This is a genomic window from Pseudomonas sp. SIMBA_067 (assembly GCF_046534675.1).
GTDB lineage: Bacteria > Pseudomonadota > Gammaproteobacteria > Pseudomonadales > Pseudomonadaceae > Aquipseudomonas > Aquipseudomonas putida.
In genome coordinates this window covers 1-275 of sequence record NZ_JAWRYH010000371.1, presented here as the reverse complement: position 1 = coordinate 275, position 275 = coordinate 1, and the positions used below count along the sequence as shown (strand labels likewise).

At 52.7% G+C, this 275-nt stretch carries 1 protein-coding gene; it reads right to left on the bottom strand.

What is annotated here, in order from left to right; all coding sequences use genetic code 11:
* Positions 1-84 precede the first annotated feature (84 nt).
* Positions 85-275, bottom strand: a 191-nt coding sequence (traT, locus tag SB765_RS29485) for a complement resistance protein TraT (RefSeq protein WP_410932469.1), incomplete at its 5' end; no start/stop codon positions are given.

The following is a 275-nucleotide window of genomic DNA, read 5'->3' as shown; positions in this document are numbered from 1 at the left end:
ATTATTACAGGTGCAGGCAGCCACACTGCAATATCCTCTATTTGTCTTCGCACTGTTAGCTCCCGTGATCAGTGACTTTATCCGTTACATGATGCCTGCAACGGATTTCGCCAGCTGAGCCTCAAGAACTGGCTTAGCCTCTTCGAACTTCAGGTTTACCTTGTTGGCATTTGAGACGACGCGGGTCTGGTACTTCAAACGATTGCCCTCTTCGCTGCTGGTCTGCAGCTTGATGCCCGAGGAGCCCTGGCGCAGCGCAGCCACATTGTCTGTGG